This is a genomic window from Methanosarcina barkeri 3 (assembly GCF_000970305.1).
GTDB lineage: Archaea > Halobacteriota > Methanosarcinia > Methanosarcinales > Methanosarcinaceae > Methanosarcina > Methanosarcina barkeri_A.
On sequence record NZ_CP009517.1, the window covers coordinates 2,790,621 to 2,808,726 of the forward strand.

Here is an 18,106-nt window from a genome sequence, read left to right on the forward strand (position 1 = left end):
TATTTAAATTGTTTACTCCTAAATCATTTAATTCTTTTAAGCAAAGGTTAATACATGGATCTTATTGACATACTTAAGGCTGTTAAGGAAGGAAAAATGGATCTTGAGACTGCGGAGAAGCAGGCTCAAGGCCTGGGTTTTGTCTCCTATATGGATATAGCAAAGCTTGATTCCCACAGGAAAAGCAGAACAGGAGTAATCGAAGCTATTCTTGCTGATTGTAAAGATCCTGATGATGTAGTAGAAATTGCAAGAGTCATGGTTTTAGAGAGCAAAAGAGCCCTTATCACACGGGTTCTACCAGGGCATCTGGAAGCCTTAAAGCAGGCCTTTGGTCAGGATAAACTTGAATGGAACAGCAGGGCCCGCACAGTTGTTGTCCATGACGGGACGCCTGCACCCAGAACCGGTGGGGTCGTAGGATTCGTTTCAGCAGGTACGGCAGATATTCCGGCTGCGGAAGAAGCAAGGGTTGTAGCTTCAGAAATGGGTTGTGAGACAGTTGCAGTTTATGATGTGGGAGTTGCAGGAATTCACAGGCTTATCCCGGCACTGGATAAACTAAAAGCCAGGATGCCAGGAGCAATTGTCGTTGCAGCCGGAAGGGAAGGAACGCTTCCAACAGTAGTTTCGGGATTAGTTGATGTACCTGTAATCGGGCTTCCGGTTTCGACAGGCTACGGAGCAGGTGGAAGAGGAGAAGCTGCCCTGCTGGCAATGCTCCAATCCTGTTCTACACTTGCAGTTGTGAATATTGATGCAGGCTTTGTTGCAGGAGCATATGCAGCCAGAATTGCAAACATGATTGCAGCTGCCTACACACATGGCAAAGAAGGCGAGACAGAGCAGACAAGAGAGTGATAAGGGAATAAAAAGGAATAAGAAACGGAATAAGACAGAGCAGACAAGAGAGTAATAAGGGAATAAAAAGGAATAAGAAACGGAATAAGACAGAGCAGACAAGAGAGTGATAAGGGAATAAAAAGGAATAAGAAACGGAATGAAAAAGAATAAGAAACGGAATAAAAAGGAATAAAAAAGGGAATAAAGTAAAGAAATCGAAACTCAGGAAAGAACTTTATGAAAGCACTTGTATTCAACCCTTTTTCAGGGGCAGCAGGAGATATGATCCTTGGATGTACTCTCGATCTTGGGGCTGACCGAAAAATGGTTAAAGAGCTGATAGAAGCTTCTGTCGACGTATCCGTAGATATAAGAGAAGTCGTGAAAAAGGGAATAAAAGCCCTGGATGTCCGAATTAATGTGCCTGAAAAAGAGCCAGTCCGCAAATATCCGGAAATCCTGGACATGGTAAAGGCTGCAAAACTGCCCCCCAATGTGGAAGCAAGTGCTCTTGATATCTTTTCGAGGATGGCTGAGGCCGAAGCTTCAGTTCATGGGCAACCTGACCTTGAGAAACTTCATTTTCATGAGGTTGGTCAGAGTGATGCGCTTGCTGATATAATCGGCTCTTCGGCAGCTATCCATTCCCTTAACTGTGAATCTATTTACTGCACTCCTATAAACGTAGGCAGTGGAACAATTAAATGCGCACATGGAATTCTGCCTGTGCCAGCACCTGCAACCCTTGAGCTTCTCAGAAAAGGAAAATTCTATTTTAGGGGAGGGATCGAGCAAAAGGAACTTCTTACTCCTACAGGAGCTGCTATTCTGTCCCATTTTGCAAGACCTCTGGAAGCTTTTCCTCAGGGCAGGGTAATTTCAATAGGTTACGGGGCTGGAGATTCCGAGCTTTCCGGACCTAATGTGCTTCAAGGAATGCTATGCGAACTTGATTCCTGCCTGATTCCGGATATAATCGAGGTACTTGAAACTAATGCCGATGACGTGAGTGGAGAAGTTCTGGGGAATCTGTTCGAAGAACTGCTCACTATGGGAGCAAGGGATGTTGCAATTCTCCCGGCAACAATGAAAAAAGGCCGGCCTGCTCATGTTATTAAGGTCATTGCAAAGCCTGAAGATACTGCAAAACTCGCCCGGAAAATCATTATCGAAACAGGATCCCTTGGAGTTAGAGTTATTCCTACCAGACACAGACTGATGGCTGCCAGACGAATAGAACTGGTTCAGTTTGAAATAGAAGGGCAGATATATGAATCTGCAGTCAAGATTGCCAGGGACTCTGAAGGAATACTTCTTAATATTTCTGCCGAGTTTGAGGATTGCAAAAAAATCGCAAAAAAAAGCGGCATCCCTGTAAAAGAGGTTATGAGAAAGGCAGAGGAAGCTGCAAGAAAGACTTTTTCCTGAAATTCTCAACATGTCTGAAATAAGTAACAAAGTAAAAATAACTTAAAAAGTAAACAAATTAAAAAGTAAACAACTTAAAAAGTAAAAAAATATGATATTTTTAAAATGAATGACGAAACCGAAAATAAAGCTGGAAAGCAAAAGCCTTAAGATCTGAGGCTTTCACTTTTCATTCTATTTTGCTTGTAAGCCATCAAGGACTTAAAGTTTACCCATTGAATGCAGGAGTTCCGCGTTCAATACACTTGCTCCGGCTGCTCCGCGTATGGTGTTATGTCCCATTGCAATGTAGCGGATTCCTTCTCTTATACGGCCTACTGAAACGCTCATGCCTTTCCCCATATTGCGGTCAAGGCGCGGCTGAGGCCTGTCGATTTCTTCTCTGACAATTAAAGACTTTGAAGGTTCGGAAGGAAGTTCTTTCAGCCCTGGGTTAAAGTTCAGGAAAGCTTTCCTTACCTCTTCAGGCGTCGGTTTATCTCTCATTCCGGCCCATATGGCTTCGGTATGCCCATCTGTTACGGGAACCCTGTGGCAGGAAGCACTGACTCTCATATCTGCAGGCACGATTTCAGAGCCGTTGAACTCTCCGAGCAGTTTTAAAGTTTCAGTTTCCATCTTCTGTTCTTCGCTTCCTATGTACGGAATTATATTGTCATAAATTGCCATTGCGGCAACTCCGGAAAAGCCTGCCCCTGAGATCGCCTGCATTGTGGCTACCTGTATGGTTTCGAGCCCGAACTGCATAAGGGGCTTTAAGGTAACGGTCATGACAATCGTGGAGCAATTGGGATTTGTAATAATATATCCATCCCATCCTCTTGCATCCTGCTGGACTTCAAGAAGCCCTAGATGTTCCGGATTTACCTCAGGAATCACAAGAGGTATGTCCTTTTCCATCCTGTAAGATGAGGCATTGCTTGCCACTGCAAATCCGGCTTTTGCAAATTCGGGTTCCACTGTCAGGGCAAGGTCTGCAGGAAGTGCCGAGAACACTACGTCCGCATCTACGGTTTTTGGATCCACCGGAACAACTTTAATATCTTTAACGCTTTCCGGCATAGCTGTATCTAACCTCCAGCCTGCGGCTTCTTTATATGTTTTGCCGGCGCTTCTCTCGGATGCTGCAAGGGCTGTAATTTCAAACCAGGGGTGGTTTGCAAGTGCTTCTACAAATCTCTGCCCAACAGCGCCTGTGGCGCCTAAAATACCCGCTTTAATTGCTACCATTTAAAAAGCTACCTCCGGAAAGATAAGAGTCATTGATAAAACTGATTGATAAAACTGATTGATAAAGCTGATTGATAAAGCTGATTGATAAAATTGATTGATAAAGCTGATTGATAAAACTGATTGATAAAAAAGAAAAAGAAAGTTGGAATAAGTAGGTTATTCCAACTAGTTATCGTTTTACTCTTCTACTTTAATTGCCTGGTTCGGGCATGCTTCCTCACATGCACCGCATTCTACGCACTCGTCATTGTCGACTACTGCGATTCCCTTCTCTTCATCAAGAGCGATTGCATCATTGGGGCATTCATCGACACAGCTTCCACATCCGGAACATTCATCTGCATTAACTGTTGCTGGCATATTTATTCACACTCCTTTTTGATTGCTCGATATATACCTGGAAATTAAATAGTGCGTTTTGAAACTTCCATAGGATATCGAAAAGTTTGGTCATAACGCCATTGACAAGACAAACATAAAAACTTATCGCTTTTTAGCAAAAGGAAGCTTTCTAAAATCAGGATGGAGTTAACCACCCAACAATTAGAAAATCACATTGAAAGTTGCAAAATAAAGGGAAAATTAAAAAAGCTTATTTAACACACTGAATCGTGCATGGCAATTCCAGCATCAGTCAGGCGATACATTCCTTCTTCGAGTTTCAGAAAGCCTTCTTTTAATAGGAAATCCATGTGGAACTTAAAGAAGAAGTCATTTAATCCGGATTCTTCCTTTAGCTGTTTTTCAGTCTTTCCAAAGATTCCAACAATCCTCAGGAGCTTTCTTCTTGCAGGATTTATGGAAATCTTTTCCATCATCATATGTTCCAGTTTGACAGCTTCTCCTTCGGTAGGCTCGCTTTTGTTCTCGAAATAAACATCAAGTTCATCGATTTCCTCGCTCATATTAGTACTCCTTTAGTTTTTTGTATTTATTGAAATCAACCCTTTTTTAAATAGTTGCAACAGGGATGAGTGTGATTACAACCCTCTAAATTAAGTAGTGGGTTCCTACCGTAGCTTTAAGTTTAGTTGTAAGTTTAGCTTGAAATTAACTTTGAGTTCAGCCTTAAGTTCAGATTTAGATTAGCTTTAAGTTCAGATTTAGATTAGCTTTAAGTTCAGATTTAGATTAGCTTTAAGTTCAGATTTAGATTAGCTTTAAGTTAAGCCTGACCTATTTTCAATCGTCTTTCCTGTATATATTAACCTTGCATATTTGCTCATGTGCATGTTCACCATGACTCTCAGAGTGAGCACCAGTATCATGTTCATGAACTTCCTTTTTAAAGATAAAACCTGATTTCTCGAGATTTCCTTCAAGAGTACTTTCAATTATCTCTATTAGTTTAGATTTTGGGACCTTTGTAACTGCAGAAAGCAGTCTGAGTTCTGTTTTCTTATCTTCCAGGTCAGGGAGAAGTTCTACTTGAGGCACTTCTTTAGAAGAAGTTACACTGCCCTTAACTGCAGACTCTGGAAGTTTCATGGAAAGCTTTACATGCCCTACAAACTCAGGGTTAACTTTCCGAATCCTGTCCTGAATGGTCTGAAGATTTTCTTCTACGAAACATGCACTTTCTTCAGGACTGAAGTCCTGTGATCCAAGTGTATAGAGAACTGAGTAAGCCGAAACCTCCGAAAACTCAATGGAATTTTTCTTTTCCAGGGAAGGCTTCTTAAATCCAGGTATATCGAGAAGGAGAAGCAACTTTTCGAATTGATCATCTTGATGCTTTGCAGAAAATTTCAGAAGCTGAGCTTCAGGGTTTATATCATAGAGCATTTTCTCAGCAGCCAGGACAGTTTCTACAGGTGTTACATCAATCTTGTTTATGCCGAGAATTTCAGCATCTTTTATCTGCGTCTCTACGAACTTCGGGATCTCTTTTGCCTCGGTCCCGAACCGTACAGGGTCTATAAGGGTTACTATCGGGGAAAAGGATAGCTCAGAGAGTCCCATTGTTTCGATTTCGTCCCGTATCTGACCAGGGAAGGCGATTCCTGTCGGTTCGATAATAACAATGTCAGGCATAAACTCTTCCTCAAGGGTCTGAAGGGTATACTGCATGCTTATCCTAAGTGTACAACAGATGCAACCACTTGTAAGCTCCTCAGTTACAATGCCAGGCCTTGTAAGCATATCCCCATCAAGCCCAATTTCCCCTATTTCGTTTACAATAATTGCAATCTTTTTCCCTGCGTTACTTAGCTGCCTGCTGATTCTCAGTATAGTGGTCGTTTTCCCGCTTCCAAGAAAACCTCCTATGATCATGACTTTCATGTTTCTCTCCTTTTTTCAATAATGAAATTGTTTTTTAGACGGTCGAGAAGTATAATCTATTTTAAGATATATATAAAATTGACAGTGCCACTCGGATCAGCAGAGTAAAATGCAAACCTTTTTTAAAAACTGCTTGACCGCAAGCCTTTTCAAAAAAGGCTTGAGCGAAAACCCCTGATAACGTTAAATTCGAAAAACTTATCCCCTAACCCTATAGGCGTGATCACAAGCCTTTTTTAAAAAGGCTTGAGCGAAAATAGTGCATGAAATTCTTCCTCTGGTAACGGAGTGATCACAAGCCTTTTAAAAACGCTTGAGCGAAAATAGTGCATGAAATTCTTCCCCTAGTAACGGCGTGATCACAAGCCTTTTTTAAAAAGGCTTGAGCGAAAATAGTGCATGAAATTCTTCCCCTAGTAACGGCGTGATCAACCGGCGCAACAGTTGCGGGTCAGCGGTTGCAGGTCAACGGTTGCGGGTCAACAGGGTCAATTTATAGATTGAAAAGCTGTTTTTCAATTACTGATGAAGATGAATTTAGAAAGTCTCAGCTTTTCTCCCGGCTGCACCTGGACAACATGCGCTCTGGATCAAGAAGAGTATTCAAGGGGAAATTCAAACAAGGGGAAACTCAAACAAGATGATCTAAGTTGTTTCCATAGTAAGGGCAGTCGATATGATATGTTAAGTTATTAGAAAAAAGACTAGCAATATGATTTTAATAGAAAAATAGATTGCGTTCTCATCAAAGAACCTGGAAGTTCTGAACGGTTTTAAGAGATTTTGTTTATGTGGGAAGAGATACTGAGGTACTAGACTCACGGGTTGCGAGCTTTGGTTAATTCTCTTTCCGTTTTATCCCCTTACCTGTGGAGTAGATATTAATGAATGGGGTGTTAAAGGGATGAGAACGCAATTCATACTATGCACTTACAGTATATAATATTTTTAGCACAGAATGTTATGCAATTATCTTGATGTTAACATATCATTATAATTTCAGTCCATCCCAATAAGTTTATACGACCGTTATAACATTATCATATACCTGTATAAGTGGGGCTTCCACACCTTATTTATCAACTAAACTGAGGTATGATTGATAAATCTATGTAAAAGAATGTTTTTTTGGATATATGTGAAAAAATCAGTTTGAAAGAAAAAACGGAGTATCTGTCTAACCTTAATTTTCAGATTTGGGGGGATAAATTTAAGGCAAAAATTAGGATGAGCTTCCCTAGAATAAGGGATAAGGTAAGGTCTGGAAATTTCTTCTAGTATTGAGTTAGCTAAAAACAATTTAATTTATATCAACAGAATAATTTATATATCCCTTAGTCAAGATGAGAGAAAATAAAGAAGCTGCAGAACTAGATTTATCCTGGAATCACTTAGTGATCAGTCTCTTGTATTAATTTTACGGTCACTTAGTAGTCGCTTGATAATTACTTTAAAGTACCTTGTGGTCACGTTATAATCACTCGCAGGAGCATTTGCATGCAAAGCAAGCTAATCACGCCGGAAATAAAAGCTTTCCTTATTTCAATTGGTTCGGTTTCCATAGATTCCTCACTTATCCCACGGGCTCGAGGTTCAACTGCGGGTCCGGGGGCAGGTACGAGTTCAGTTTTTTTCAGGTCTGGAGAAAAACGGGTGAGACTCAGCATAAGCAAAGACTCCCCACTTTCAATTTTGAAAGTTGAAGGTGAAGGAAATGTTGGAGTTTTTTACCAAGGAAAAGAGCTAGTAAGGGGAAAACTTGAGCGCGCCCCTGCACACTGCCCTGATCAGGCTTTTATAACCCTTTGTGAAAGATGCGTGTTTGACTGCAAATACTGTCCTGTGCCTAAGTTGCAGGGGCATGTTAAGAGTGAGGAAGAGGTTCTTAGTATAGTTGAGGAGGTTTTGCAGGCAGGAAACCTGAAAGCTATTTCCCTTACCTCGGGCGTTGAAACCTCAATAGAAGGAGAGGTTGAGCGTGTGCTCAAACTGCTTCCTGCTCTCAAAAAGTACGATGTTCCTATTGGAGTTTCGGTGTACCCTACAGAAGGGTGTTCCAGAAAATTCTATGAAGCAGGAGCTTCTGAAGTAAAATACAATGTTGAAACTATGGACAGGAAAATATTCAAAAAAGTTTGTGGAGATCTGTCCCTTGATTATATTCTGGATAGACTAAGGGAGGCTGTGGACGTTTTCGGAAAAAATCGAGTTTTCAGTAATTTTATAATAGGGCTTGGGGAAAGTGACGATTCTGTAAGAGATGGAGTCGAGGCCCTTGCGCAAATAGGAGTGATTCCTATTCTGAGACCGATAAACCCACATCCTCTGAGAATAGAAGATTGCTTTATGGAACGTCCGTCCTCTGACCGCCTTTTAAAGCTTGCAAAGCTCGAAGCCGAAATACTCAAAAAACACGGGCTCGATCCAGGGCTTGCAAAAACCATGTGCCTGAAATGTACAGGTTGTGACCTTGTTCCTTTTATTGATTTTTAATTTCCACATTTTTATTTTTCTTTCGAAAATTTGATTTTATTCTCAAAGATCCAGTCTTAAATGAGACTTGTGCATTTGAGCAGTTAAATCAAACACAAAAACCATTTCAGTAAACCTTCATATCAAGCAACTAAAGGCTTAACGCTATCGATTTTCATTTCAATCACACATATTCCTGCTTTTATTCTTTAAGAGGAACCCCATTGTTTCCACTGGAGAATTTCACAAATTAATTTTTTTACAACTATTAATTAGTTTACTTTTTTCTTTGGCATGAAAGTACGTGATTATTTGTTTTTCACGTACTCTCTTGTTCCTTTTTTCCCATAATTGCGATAATACCACTAATTATTGTTATCCTTTCATCAACCGAGAATATCTCGGTTTCCACAATCTTCCTCTTTTGAACTTCTCCTTTTTCATACCCTGTTTCATCTTGGTACATCTCATCCTTTGTGATAAGATGCCATATTATTGTTGCAATTTTCCTTGCCAGGGCAATAATTGCCTTTGCATATCCAATTGACTTCTTTTTCCTGTTAAAAAATTCTTTTAACCTGCTATTCTTCTTTCTTGCTGCTGCTTGAGCAATCTGAGTTAGAATCCACCTTGCTACTTTTGATCCTCTCTTAGTGATTCTTCCGTTATGATATTTATCTGCAGATTGATACACATTAGGAACTATTCCAAGCCACGAAGCAAGCTTATCTCCCGTTGGAAAATCACTAAAACTTCCTATTTCAGCAATTAGAGTCGCTGCACCAAGTTCTCCAATACCTGGAACTGACATTAAAATCTCCATTTCCCTTTTATGCTTTTGATAAGCATAATTGAAAATTTCCCTTTCTAGAGTCTCAATCTCATCATCTAAATGTTTTATAAGGTTAAGGCATATCTGAAGCCTGATTGCAGCACTCTGGGATATTTCTCTGTCAAGAATATCTCTTATCTGAACAGCTTTTTTCCGAACATTTGGAGAAAGATATTCTATAATCTGGTCAACGTTTTTACCTGAAGATATTCCTGCTAGAATTGCTCTACCATTTTTCCCAAAAATGTCAGTAAGCACATCACCCAGATGTAACATTTCGGAAGAAAGAATAGCATGAGATTCATTTTTAATATCTGTTCTTTTTCTTACCAGAGTTAACCTGAGCCTAACATATGACCTGAATTCTCTATGCCTTTTTGGAAAAACTCTCGATGGTTGAATCATTTTATTCAATGCAAGTTGTGCAATTACTTCTGAGTCTATTTTATCAGTTTTTTTATGTGTAAATGCCTTCATATCCCGAGCATTTCCAACTATAACAGGCAAATGATCTGTCAATGCCCCATAAATCGGAACCCAAAAATCACTTGTTGATTCACAGGCTACAACGTCACATTTTTCTGATGTTACCCAATTTTTAAGGTTTAAAATCCCATCATCATCTCTGGCAAAACGTTGTTGCTGTTTTTCACCGGATCTACTCAGAATTGTAGCAATAAAAAAATGTTTGTGAATATCTAAACCACAAGATTTGTTTATTTCCCCTTCCAATTTAGATTACTCCATCATTTCAAGGACAGTAGAATTGCCTCAAAGGCAATTTGGCATTCGTGATCAAAGTCACATCTGGGCCTTCGATGGCAATTCAAGGGTTAGTTTTTTGACGGTTTCGGAGAACCAAAGTAAAAACAACCTTCCTGTCCAAGGTAATGATGGAGTTAAATTCTAAAAAAGGTAAGGAAATAAGACTTTCATTCTCTGGGCATGTTATTCGAAGAATATCATGTGTGTTTTTTGTTATATTTCTATATATTTTTTGAATTTGTTTCCCAAGTTTTAATATTTATGTGAAAATTGATTTATTTTATTTTTGATGCTAGTTTTAAAAGTTTTAAAGTCCCTTTATGTCCAATTCTTTCTTATATAATTCATGTATAATTTGCTTACTATACTCAAATATTTGTTTTCTTACTCGCATTAACTCTTATCTTTTAATTTTCACTACTGAGAATTTTAGTACCCCCTTATTTCCACTGGAATCTATGGATTAACAGTCGGTTTTTTCTAAAATATATACACCCTAGTTTAATTCAGGCTTTTTCAAGCAAACGCAAAAGTATCTGAAAAAAGTTCATGCCAAGTAAAGCATATTTTCTCTTACTCGACATTTTCTCGTTTATCCTCCTGTGTTTTTCTTTTATCATTCGTTCTGCATTAGCACATGAAATGACTTTGAGTCAATTTGTTCTTAAAATAATGTTCTTGATAGCTATTTACAAGATTATAACTTAGAGTTGTAAGAACAAAAGAATAAAACTAGAAATTTTAAGGATGATAGTTCCAAAAAAGGAGACTGAATTTTGGGAAATAGCAAGCTATGATAGAAATAGCAGGCTATGAGTAATAAACTATGAGTAATAAACTATGAGTAATAAACTATGAGTAATAAGAGTGGACCTGGAATATAAAATTTCAAGATTTTTAACCCGAACTTTTTCTTTTTCGAAAATTCCCAAGTCCTATTCACATTTATTAAGTTTTATTCATAAATCTAATTCATATTCATACATCTTAGTCATATTCATACCTAATTATATGGGTACGTTTAGCACAGTACTCTGGAAGGGAGATCTGTATAAAAAATTTATACCCGTTTGTTTCCACTGGAAAGGGTGAAACTCATAAGAGTGAAACTGGACCTCCTAACCTTCTTCTTTCTATTTCGACTTAAATTTCGCTTGTTCCTTGAGATTAAACTTTAGCTTTGAATTCTTACATCAAGCTTTTTAACCTTCAGGCTTACTTACCCAACTTCGATAGTTCTTCCGCGCTTACGCCTTCATGAACCACTTTTGCAATTCTTCGGACAAGGCCTGTAGGGTCCTGCGCCTGGAAAACATTTCTTCCTATGGCAACTCCCTTTCCTCCGGCTTCGAGAGATCCTTCGATCATTTCCAGCAGTTCCTGTTCAGAATCCATTTTTGGACCACCTGCGATGATCACGGGTACAGGGCAACCTTCAACTACTTCTTTAAAAGTATCAGGATTTCCGGTATAGTTTGTTTTGATTATATCGGCTCCAAGTTCGGCTCCGATTCGAGCTGCATGTTTTACGACATCCACATCGTATTCAGAACGAACTTTTTTCCCACGCGGATACATCATTGCAAGGAGGGGAATTCCCCATTCGTCACACTTTCCTGCCACATAACCTAGCCCCTGCAGCATTTCATATTCGTCTTCAGCTCCGACATTTACATGAACTGATACGGCATCGGCTCCGACTTTTATAGCTTCTTCCACGGTTGTTACCAGAACCTTATGGTTCGGGTCAGGAGAAAGAGAAGTTGAAGCTGAAAGATGTATTATAAGGCCCACATCATGCCCGTATCCACGGTGTCCGTACTTCGCAAGCCCCATGTGCCCGAGTACGGCATTTGCCCCACCTTCTGCGACCTTGTTTACAGTTTCCTGAAGATTTTTAAGCCCTTTAATTGGACCTGCACCTACACCATGGTCCATAGGAATAATAATTGCATTACCTGTATTTCGGTTGAATATACGTTCCATCCTTACGGATTTACCTATAGTGTTCATAGGTTGCATATTTAGAATTACAGGATATAAACTTTATCAGTATATTCTCTAAGGAACTAAATATCAGGATTTCTTTTGCTCACTTTTCGCGAGTTCGATTCTCGGGAACTAGAGGCTAAAAAATATAGATATTAAGGGAAAATTCAAGGATAAACTATATAAAATAAAGTAGATAGAAAGACGATAAAAACGGTTAAAAAGATTAAAATGGTTAAAACGATCAAAAAAATTAAAAATGTTGAAAACGAGTATAAAGACTAAAAAAACTAAAAGGTTAAAAAGACTAAAAAATTAAAAAGGTTGAAAAAGTTAAGCAGGTTGAAAAAGTTTAGAAAAAACTTATACGCTTTTTGATAACTTATTTTATATTTTCGTTCTGATAAATCCCTGAATACCCATTTTCTACTTCACCGTCCAGAGTATAGAATAAGAGCTGCATAATTCTGGCATCTTTTTTCAGCCTGAAACCTGCAGTGTTGTAAACCACCAGCATCGACTCGCTGCGACCACTGTACCCTGCATCCCATACTGCGGTTTCAAGAGTGGCTCCGCAGCGGATAAGGGTTGACCGCGGTTTTGCAATCGCAGCAAGGTTCATGGGAATATTCACAATCTCATTGAAAAGTACCTTATAAATTCCTTCGGGCAGGTGAATCCAACCATCATTCCCGAATTCAAGGGTTTTCCCATCCGGAAGCTTTCTTTCAGAGTTATCAAAATCCACAGCCCCAGAACCCTCTATTGTTTTCACTTCTTTCAGGGTAAGTTCGAGTCCGTTAGGTTGAGTCTGGGTTTCTATATCAATGGCATTTTCAAGTAAGGGAGGCTTTGCCTGTATAAGTTTTTTCAGTTCGGTGCTGGATAGAAGAGTCATCGGAACTGTAATTGTAAAGACTCTTTATTACTGTTTCGGATTTCATGTTATAATTTATCTTTTCTAAATTCTTTCTTTTTTGATTTTATAATTCTTTCCTTTTTGATTTTATTATTGATTTACTAATATTATTATCTTTATTATTTTAGACAAGAACTTATGAAAAGGTTTATTCTTTTCAGGTAAATAACCACTATCTATTAAGATATTCAAACTAATGTTCAATTGGGTTTAATAAAGAGCTTACGAGAGGCTTCTAATGATAACAAAAAGATCTATTCCATGTGTAATTTTCTCTATAGTTCTTATCTTTTTATTAATAGACTGTGCCCTGGCTGCCACGAGCGGCACTTCGGGTATTTCCACAAAAGATAATTCATGGAGTTGCTCCAAGGAAATCCTAATTACCGAGAATGCAGGTAAAGACCTGCAGGGGTACCCTGTAGCTATTATTTTGAACTCCTCGAATTTCAATTTTTCAGAGGCAAAAAGTGATGGCTCTGACCTTCGATTCTCCTCAGGAGATAGAACACTCAACTACTGGACTGAGACCTGGGATCCTGAAAACGAATATGCTCTAATCTGGCTCAGGCTTCAGTCTCTCTCTGCGAACCAAACCGTTAAAGTCCTCATGAGGTACGGGAACCCAGGGGCTGAAGCCGTAAGTAGTGGAGAAAAAACTTTTGATTTTTTTGATGATTTTGAGGGCAATAACCTTAATGAGCTGGACTGGAACGCTGAAAGTGCTGGAGGAGGTTTGGTTGAGGTTAAAAACGGGATCTGTAATGTCTCAGCTCCTAAGGTTCACGCCTATGACTCCTCTATGATTTATAGCAAAAAAAGTTTTGAAATCAACTCTATGTTTGTGGTCAAAAGAATGAAAGTCACCACAGGTACGGACAATAGAGGACCTGTATTGCAGCAGGGTTTCATAGACCAGATAGACAGCAAAAAAAACGAAATCAAGCATGAGACCGAGCTTGCCAACGAAAGACAGGTGGACCTGGAAACAATTAACAGGAAGCAAAAAAACAATCTCTATGATCTTACTGACGTCGATGTTCCTGAAGGGGAATGGTATGTCTCAGGAATTGCCTGGTATGAGGAAAATAATACTCGCAAAGTATCGTGGTTTAAAAACGGTGTTCGTGATCCGAAAATGGACTTTGCCTCAAATGATTCCGTAACCAACATCCCAATGCATGTTTACCTGTATACCGCTTCTTACAAGGACTCCTCAAAGAATACAGGCTACATGGCAGCCGATTATGTACTGGTTCGGAAATTTATCGGAAACGAACCGACTGTAAAGATAATTTCAGCTCAGGAAGAAGGCAAAGTTTCTTCAGAAAGCGTTTATAAGAATAATTCTGAAAACTCTATGAAAAATCATTCAGAAGGTACCTCTGAACAAAGTATTTCTGAAAATAACTCTGAAAACATCTCTGAAGATAACATTAAGTATAGTTATAAGAACAGATCTGAAAATATTTCCAAGCCTCAAAACACAGCTGAATCCGAACTAAATTCCGAAGAATCTGCTTCCGAGGGAGTTTCGCAGGCTCAGAAAAAAATGGCTCCGAACGAGACCAGTACTCCGGAACGCCCATTTTCTGAATACGATATCGGAACTTCCGGAATCAGACTTTCTTCCCCGTACGAGTTCGATTTTTCTGACCTTGTAAATGAATTGAACTCCTCAGGCATAGATACGATTTTCCTTAGCGTAAACAGCGAAGACGTATGGCAGTATGAACGCTTTGTAAAAATGGCCCATGAAAAAGGGATTTCCGTAGATGCCATGCTCCTGGAAGACGTAAATTGTACAAAAAAAGGAACTGATGACCTCTGCAAAAAATCTCTGGATACAGTACTTGATTATAACGAAAAATCCCTTGCTCCCTTTGATGGGATTGTTATCTATGTAAACTCTTCTACCTGGAACGGCTCTAAAGAAAACGCAATAGACTATAGAGCACTATTTCAAATAGCTAATAAAGAAGCAAAAGAAAACGTATCCATCTCAGCAAGCCTTCCGCTTAATTATACTGCGTCACAAATCAAAGAAATTGCTCCTTTTGCAGATTTCTTCATTATCAGAGCTTACTCCGGCGAAAATAAAGAGCTTAATTCCGTTTCAAGTATCGTTGACACCGTTGCCCTCGAAATGGGAGAAATAAGAGGTACTGGATCAAGAGGAATAATAGAAATCTCTGTGGAAGAAGGCTTTAAGGATAAATATTCAATACAGCAGCTTTTTACCGGCCTGGCAGATTATTACTCCAATGATTCGACTTTCCTGGGAGTCTCGGTTTTCAACTACGATACATATAAAGGACTGCCTCAAACACAGCAAGAAGAGAAGGAATCTGTAATTCCCGGATTTAAAACCCTTACAGTGATTCTTGCGGGGCTTGGAGCTTTTACCATTTTAAAAGGAAAAAGAAATTAAGCAAAGAGAAAGTGGCTCGAAAACTAAACTCGAGCAGAGATGACAGAAAAAAGCCAATTTTTGGCTTTTTTCTATTTCCTTTTAAGTATCTCATTTTAATTTACTTCTTTTTAATTTATCGTCATTTAATTAAGTTATTTTCTTTTAGTTTAATTTATTTAGTTTGTTTTATTTTAACTTAATTGATTTAATTTCACTTCTTTTTAATTTAGTTCGTTCTTTTCTTATTCCATCCCCTTTTTCTCTTCGGTTATCATTTTCCTGATGGATTTATAAAACGACTTACTTTCTTCCTCTGCTTTCTTTCTTCCATTATCTTCTTTCTGTTTTCAATCGAAATCTCAGAGAAACTTATACATTTAGTTCAGAAAGAGAAATCTTTTTATTGTGGTTGAACATTTATACTTTTGTTACTCTGTGAAATTTGAATTTTTTAAACATTCAAACGGGGGTTTTAGAATCAAGATTCTTGGATTGGTTGGTAGTCCTAGTATTAATGGAAACACTGCAAAGCTTGTAAATGCAATTCTCGACGGAGCTGCCGAAAACGGTGCAGAAAAAGTAATTTACAACCTAGCTTCTCTAAACATCAAAGGTTGTGACGCCTGCTTCAGATGTAGGGAATCAGGCTGCTGTGCAACAGACGACGACATGCAAGAACTTTACCAAGAAATCATGGCTGCAGACACTATTGTACTCGGTTCTCCTGTTTACATGTGGCAGATGACTGCCCAGACCAAACTCTTAATTGACCGCCTGACAGCCTTCTTAAAACCTGATTTTTCAAGCAGACTTGATAATAAAAAATTAATCCTTATTTTTTCCCAGGGAAGTTCGGATAGGGATGCCTTCAAACCATATTTTGAATACACAGCCGGCCTTCTTTACTATCTCGGCTTTGATGTACTGGAAACCGTTATTGTAGCTGGCACCGATAATCTTGAAGTCTCATTCAGGCCCAAGTTGCTTGAAAAAGCAAGAGAACTCGGAAAATTGGTCTCGGGTTCCCCTCTTTCTGGTTCTGAGTTCAGAAGAGGTGAGTCAAGCTTGATCCCGCTTCTTTGAATTTCTTGCCTTTATTCTCTTTTACTTCCTGTTATTACCTTTTTAATCGGTTTTACTCATTTTAATCGGTTTTACTCATTTAAGGCTTTTTTCTCCTTTTAGATTCCATATTTTAGATGCCAGGTTTCTTTTTTGGACCTCAAAAACTCATCTGAATGTTATATAATCCCAGCTTCACCTTCAAGCACTCCTTTCTTTAATTCCAGTGCTATAAATGTTTCAACGTAATGCACCGAAAGGATCTGTCATTCCCAGGGTATTTGCCTGCCTGAACCCTAATTTGGAATAGTATTCAGGATGTTCCAGCACTATTCTTGACACTTTTATTTGATATATCTATTAACAGTAGAGAACCTCAGCCCGGATTCTGGAAGGCTCTAATCAATATTGTAAAATTATTTTATAAAAATTATCTAACTGATTACTGAGTCATATATTTCATTCAGTAGAATTTATATGGTTGAGAGATTCATTTAAAGAAAGTTTAAGGAAAAATCAATTTCATCCGGATCCATAATTCTACACTTCCTCCGGCCTTTCCCTATAAAATCTGTAAAAAGGAGTTCCGTTTATGATTCCCCTTTTCAGTGCAGGAAAACTCGCGTTTGGAAGCATTAAAAGTGCAAAACTGCGTTCGACCCTAACAGTGCTTGGAATCGTCATAGGAGTTGCAGCCGTAATTGCAAATGTGTCTCTTGGAGCAAGCTTCAACCAGCATTTTACAAACGAAGTGACTAATATAGGCTCGAACTTCATTTATATTCAGGGGATGCAGCCCAAGCTATTTTATGACAATGAATTGAAGATCGTTGAGAACACACCCGGAATCTTGGGAGTTTCTCCTTTGAAGTCACAAACTGCAGAAGTCACGTACATGTCCGAAACCAAAAATATTTTAGTGAGCGGAGTCGGTAAATCTTATGATGAAGTGGCAAACACAAAGCTTCAGAAAGGAGACTTTATCACTGACAACGATGGGTACGTAGCGGTTATAGGGTACAAGGTTGCAAACGAGAAATTCGAAAGGAACATCTCGGCTCGGAATTCTATAAACATAACCTTCAGAGTCGGAGAAGATGAAAAAGTTACAAAGACCTTTAAAGTTAAGGCAATAATTCAGAACCCGGAAAACACTGTTATCCAGGCATATGACGATAACGAAGCCATTATTATCCCAATAGATATCATGAACGAGATTCTTGGTGAAAAAGATTATGGCGGGGCTTTTGCAATGGCTGATGACCCTGCAACGGTTAAGGAGACAGCTGATGAAGTTGACAAGCGCCTTGCCCGAAATTTCGGTATTTCCGAAAGGGAATTTGAAGATAAAGATTCGCGACCTTATTATCTCCTCAATCAGGCAGAAGTACTGGAACAGACGGATATGATGGCAGCAGCCCTGAGTTCTTTCCTGACAGCCGTTGCGCTAATCTCGCTGCTGGTTGGCTCTATAGGTATCATGAATATCATGCTCGTAAGCGTAACTGAAAGGACAAGAGAGATAGGAGTTCTCAAATCCCTTGGATTTACAGGCTTTGACATTCTTTTCCTTTTCATGGTAGAATCAATTCTGCTAGGAGTTTTCGGAGGACTCCTTGGTAGTACTGTAGGAATAGCAGGTGCGTATAGCGTTGAAACCCTCCTCAAACTGCCTGTCGTCTTTCCGTTCAGCCTCAGTGCAGCCGGGTTCTTCGTGGCTGTTTTCGTAGGCTTTGTCTCAGGTGTCTACCCTGCAAGAAAAGCCGCAAAAATGAAGCCAATAGACTCACTAAGGCACGAGTAAAATTCAGCAAAAATTGAAATGAATAATCTAATTAAGAATTCTTGACGGGTTTTTATCCAGTAG

General features: G+C 39.1%; 13 protein-coding genes. 6 read left to right on the forward strand and 7 right to left on the reverse strand.

The window, feature by feature from the left end; translation table 11 throughout:
- Nucleotides 1-54 precede the first annotated feature (54 nt).
- Together larB and larC are read left to right on the forward strand one after the other, a co-directional pair.
- The gene (larB, locus tag MSBR3_RS11200; RefSeq protein ID WP_048108188.1) at nt 55-861 is read left to right on the forward strand and encodes a nickel pincer cofactor biosynthesis protein LarB; all 807 of its coding nucleotides are present in this window, start codon (nt 55-57) and stop codon (nt 859-861) included.
- Nucleotides 862-1,080: 219 nt separating this feature from the next.
- Nucleotides 1,081-2,271 (forward strand): nickel pincer cofactor biosynthesis protein LarC, encoded by a 1,191-nt coding sequence (gene larC / locus MSBR3_RS11205; RefSeq protein ID WP_048108190.1) that lies wholly within the window; start codon nt 1,081-1,083, stop codon nt 2,269-2,271.
- Between the two features lie 201 nt (nt 2,272-2,472).
- Here larC and asd read toward each other — a convergent pair whose 3' ends face one another.
- The 4 genes from asd to MSBR3_RS11225 all read right to left on the reverse strand — a co-directional run bounded on the left by asd (nt 2,473) and on the right by MSBR3_RS11225 (nt 5,787).
- Entirely contained in the window at nt 2,473-3,501 is a 1,029-nt protein-coding gene (asd, locus tag MSBR3_RS11210; RefSeq protein WP_048108192.1) for an aspartate-semialdehyde dehydrogenase, read from the reverse strand.
- A 180-nt stretch (nt 3,502-3,681) separates the two neighbouring features.
- Nucleotides 3,682-3,864 carry an indolepyruvate ferredoxin oxidoreductase subunit alpha gene (locus MSBR3_RS11215; RefSeq protein WP_048108198.1) on the reverse strand — a complete coding sequence of 61 codons (183 nt, stop codon included), beginning with the start codon at nt 3,862-3,864 and terminating at the stop codon, nt 3,682-3,684.
- A gap of 236 nt (nt 3,865-4,100) precedes the next feature.
- Complete coding sequence (locus tag MSBR3_RS11220) at nt 4,101-4,409, reverse strand: hypothetical protein (RefSeq protein WP_048108200.1); 309 nt, start codon at nt 4,407-4,409, stop codon at nt 4,101-4,103.
- 277 nt (nt 4,410-4,686) lie between these two features.
- Nucleotides 4,687-5,787: a GTP-binding protein gene (locus MSBR3_RS11225; RefSeq protein ID WP_048108201.1), complete on the reverse strand. Its 1,101-nt coding sequence runs from the start codon at nt 5,785-5,787 to the stop codon at nt 4,687-4,689.
- A gap of 1,497 nt (nt 5,788-7,284) precedes the next feature.
- On the opposite strand from MSBR3_RS11225, the gene MSBR3_RS11230 reads away from it, so the two are divergent.
- Nucleotides 7,285-8,280 (forward strand): radical SAM protein, encoded by a 996-nt coding sequence (locus MSBR3_RS11230; protein ID WP_048108202.1) that lies wholly within the window; start codon nt 7,285-7,287, stop codon nt 8,278-8,280.
- 298 nt (nt 8,281-8,578) lie between these two features.
- On the opposite strand, the gene MSBR3_RS11235 is transcribed toward MSBR3_RS11230, so the two are convergent.
- The 3 genes from MSBR3_RS11235 to MSBR3_RS11245 all read right to left on the reverse strand — a co-directional run bounded on the left by MSBR3_RS11235 (nt 8,579) and on the right by MSBR3_RS11245 (nt 12,743).
- Nucleotides 8,579-9,823 carry an IS110 family RNA-guided transposase gene (locus tag MSBR3_RS11235; protein WP_048108203.1) on the reverse strand — a complete coding sequence of 415 codons (1,245 nt, stop codon included), beginning with the start codon at nt 9,821-9,823 and terminating at the stop codon, nt 8,579-8,581.
- Nucleotides 9,824-11,071: 1,248 nt separating this feature from the next.
- On the reverse strand, nt 11,072-11,869 hold the full coding sequence (locus tag MSBR3_RS11240; RefSeq protein ID WP_048108204.1) for a 2-amino-3,7-dideoxy-D-threo-hept-6-ulosonate synthase: 798 nt from the start codon (nt 11,867-11,869) through the stop codon (nt 11,072-11,074).
- 358 nt (nt 11,870-12,227) lie between these two features.
- A complete protein-coding gene (locus MSBR3_RS11245; protein WP_048108205.1) occupies nt 12,228-12,743 on the reverse strand; it encodes a deoxyuridine 5'-triphosphate nucleotidohydrolase in 516 nt (171 codons plus the stop codon).
- A gap of 259 nt (nt 12,744-13,002) precedes the next feature.
- Between MSBR3_RS11245 and MSBR3_RS11250 the strand changes: the two genes are divergently transcribed.
- From MSBR3_RS11250 to MSBR3_RS11260, 3 genes are all read left to right on the forward strand, one after another.
- On the forward strand, nt 13,003-15,195 hold the full coding sequence (locus MSBR3_RS11250; protein WP_048108206.1) for a DUF2341 domain-containing protein: 2,193 nt from the start codon (nt 13,003-13,005) through the stop codon (nt 15,193-15,195).
- 417 nt (nt 15,196-15,612) lie between these two features.
- Nucleotides 15,613-16,260, forward strand: coding sequence for a flavodoxin family protein (locus tag MSBR3_RS11255; RefSeq protein WP_329956809.1), 648 nt, complete (start codon nt 15,613-15,615; stop codon nt 16,258-16,260).
- A 571-nt stretch (nt 16,261-16,831) separates the two neighbouring features.
- Nucleotides 16,832-18,043: an ABC transporter permease gene (locus tag MSBR3_RS11260; protein ID WP_048108207.1), complete on the forward strand. Its 1,212-nt coding sequence runs from the start codon at nt 16,832-16,834 to the stop codon at nt 18,041-18,043.
- Nucleotides 18,044-18,106: the final 63 nt, after the last annotated feature.

Bases quoted from the DNA above. Each gene is read 5' to 3' on its own strand.
- larB (WP_048108188.1), top strand. From the start codon at position 55: ATGGATCTTATTGACATACTTAAGGCTGTTAAGGAAGGAAAAATGGAT.
- larC (WP_048108190.1), top strand. From the start codon at position 1,081: ATGAAAGCACTTGTATTCAACCCTTTTTCAGGGGCAGCAGGAGATATG.
- asd (WP_048108192.1), bottom strand. From the start codon at position 3,501: ATGGTAGCAATTAAAGCGGGTATTTTAGGCGCCACAGGCGCTGTTGGG.
- MSBR3_RS11215 (WP_048108198.1), bottom strand. From the start codon at position 3,864: ATGCCAGCAACAGTTAATGCAGATGAATGTTCCGGATGTGGAAGCTGT.
- MSBR3_RS11220 (WP_048108200.1), bottom strand. From the start codon at position 4,409: ATGAGCGAGGAAATCGATGAACTTGATGTTTATTTCGAGAACAAAAGC.
- MSBR3_RS11225 (WP_048108201.1), bottom strand. From the start codon at position 5,787: ATGAAAGTCATGATCATAGGAGGTTTTCTTGGAAGCGGGAAAACGACC.
- MSBR3_RS11230 (WP_048108202.1), top strand. From the start codon at position 7,285: ATGCAAAGCAAGCTAATCACGCCGGAAATAAAAGCTTTCCTTATTTCA.
- MSBR3_RS11240 (WP_048108204.1), bottom strand. From the start codon at position 11,869: ATGAACACTATAGGTAAATCCGTAAGGATGGAACGTATATTCAACCGA.
- MSBR3_RS11245 (WP_048108205.1), bottom strand. From the start codon at position 12,743: ATGACTCTTCTATCCAGCACCGAACTGAAAAAACTTATACAGGCAAAG.
- MSBR3_RS11250 (WP_048108206.1), top strand. From the start codon at position 13,003: ATGATAACAAAAAGATCTATTCCATGTGTAATTTTCTCTATAGTTCTT.
- MSBR3_RS11260 (WP_048108207.1), top strand. From the start codon at position 16,832: ATGATTCCCCTTTTCAGTGCAGGAAAACTCGCGTTTGGAAGCATTAAA.